General features: G+C 76.4%; 3 protein-coding genes. All 3 read right to left on the bottom strand.

The features are described from left to right. Window positions 1-9: 9 nt before the first annotated feature. Entirely contained in the window at window positions 10-213 is a 204-nt protein-coding gene (locus MFF58_RS31555) for a CsbD family protein (RefSeq protein WP_238294249.1), read from the bottom strand. Window positions 214-321: 108 nt separating this feature from the next. Then, the gene (locus MFF58_RS31560) at window positions 322-1,182 is read right to left on the bottom strand and encodes a PhnA-like protein (protein WP_279602822.1); all 861 of its coding nucleotides are present in this window, start codon (window positions 1,180-1,182) and stop codon (window positions 322-324) included. Window positions 1,183-1,309: 127 nt separating this feature from the next. Next, window positions 1,310-1,774, bottom strand: a complete 465-nt coding sequence (locus MFF58_RS31565; protein ID WP_238294252.1) for a CsbD family protein — start codon at window positions 1,772-1,774, stop codon at window positions 1,310-1,312. Between the last annotated feature and the right edge of the window lie 11 nt (window positions 1,775-1,785).

A 1,785-nucleotide genomic window follows, 5' to 3' on the forward strand; every position in this document is an offset into this window, starting at 1 on the left:
GGGGCGCGCTCAGCGCCGTCCGGTGACGGTCTCGGCCAGGGACTTGGCGCCGTCCTTGACGTCGCCGACCGTCTTCTGCGCCTCGCCCTTCAGCTCCTGCGCCTGGCCCTCGGCCACCAGCCGGTCGTTGCCGGTCACCCGGCCGGCCGCCTGCTTGACGTTGCCGACCGCCTCGTTGGCCAGGCCCTTGAGCTTGTCCGTCGTGCTGCTCATCGTGTGCTCCTGCTGCGCGGGTGGGGGGCCGGTCTCCCGGCCGGGGATGGCCCCCGCCGGCGGCGGGGACCGAGGATGGCGCCGAGGATGGCGCCGAGGACGGCGGCGTCAGGCGCGGCGGGTCTCGTAGGCGCCCAGCAGCGTCACCGGCTTCGGCGCGCCCAGGCGCCCGCCCAGGAACGCGGCCAGCCCGCCCAAGAGCAGAGCCAGCGCGGCGTAGAACGCGCCCTGCGTGGCCGCCGACTTCGCAGTCACGGCCGCGGCCTCGGCCTTCTGCTTGGCGGTGGCCACCGCCTGCTCGTACTGCTTCTGGTAGTCGTCGATCTGCGCCTTGGCCTGGTCGGGCGAGGTGCCCTGGGCCCGGGCCAGCGCGTCGGCGGCGCGGCTCTTGGCCTGCTCCTTCTGGGCCGCGTCGCCGGTCAGCACCGCCCGCACCGCCGCCACCGCCGCGTCCCGGGCCGCCTGCGGATCCTGGCCGGCGGACTGCTCGCGCACCCGCTGCTCGATGCCGTCCAGCGGGTTCGAGATCTTCGACAGCGACGGCGCCGCCGCCTGGGCGGCGGTCTGCACGGTGCCGCCGACCAGGCTGCCCGCCCCGCCCAGCGCCCCCGAGACCGTGCTCAGCGTGCCGCCGACGAGGCCGCCGGCCGCCGAGGTGAGCAGGTAGAGCACCACCAGCGTGGTCACCGCCCACGACACCAGCCCGTGCAGGGCGGCGGCTCCGGGCAGCGGCTTGCCCGACAGCCGGCCGGCGATGACGCCGCCGGCCAGCGAGGCGACGATGCCCGAGGCCACGAACCAGAGGCCCGCGCCCATCGAGGCCGTGGCCGCGGACGGGGTGTCGGCCGCCGTGGTGCCGACCGAGGCCAGGCCGACCCCGACGCCCACGAGGTTGACGATCACCTGCGTCACCAGGGCGGTGACCGCGCCGGCGAAGATGGCGCCCCACGAGACCTCGTTGAGCAGCATCGCGCGCGTGTCGGCCTGGGCCGCGCCCGTGGCGAGGGGGGATGTGGTCGTCTGGATGGTCACGCTGTCACTCCGGTTGGCGGGTCGTTCGTAGGGTTGTTCATGGGCCCGGTCGGGGCCGGCCGGCTCAGTCGCGGCTGGCGCTGACGAGGAGGCCGAGGCCGAAGCCGACGGCGCCGGCGACGAGCAGGGAGGCCAGCGGGTACGCGGCGACCTGATCGCCGACCTCGTGGGAGCCGCGGCGCAGGGCGTGGCGGCCGCGGGCGTAGGCGTCCTCGGCGAAGTCGGAGGCGGACTCGTACCCGTCGTGCGCGGCCCGGCGGGCGCGCGGCTCGACGTCGTCGGACCCGACGAGGCCGCCGACCGTGTTGCGGATCCGGCCGCCGAGGTCGCGCGCGGTGTCGGCGACGTGCTCGGCGGCGTCGCGGGCCGTGTCCTTGGCCTGGCCGTAGAGGTTCTCGGCCTGCCCGGCCGCCTCCCGGGCGCGGCCCTCGACCGAGTCCCGCCGCGAGCCGGTCAGGTCGCCGACCGCGCCCTGCAGCTTGCCGCCCAGCGCCTGCGCGGCGCCCGTGATCCGATCCGTGTCGACCATGTCGTTCTCCT

It is taken from the genome of Methylobacterium longum, from assembly GCF_022179385.1.
In the GTDB taxonomy this organism is placed as follows: domain Bacteria; phylum Pseudomonadota; class Alphaproteobacteria; order Rhizobiales; family Beijerinckiaceae; genus Methylobacterium; species Methylobacterium longum.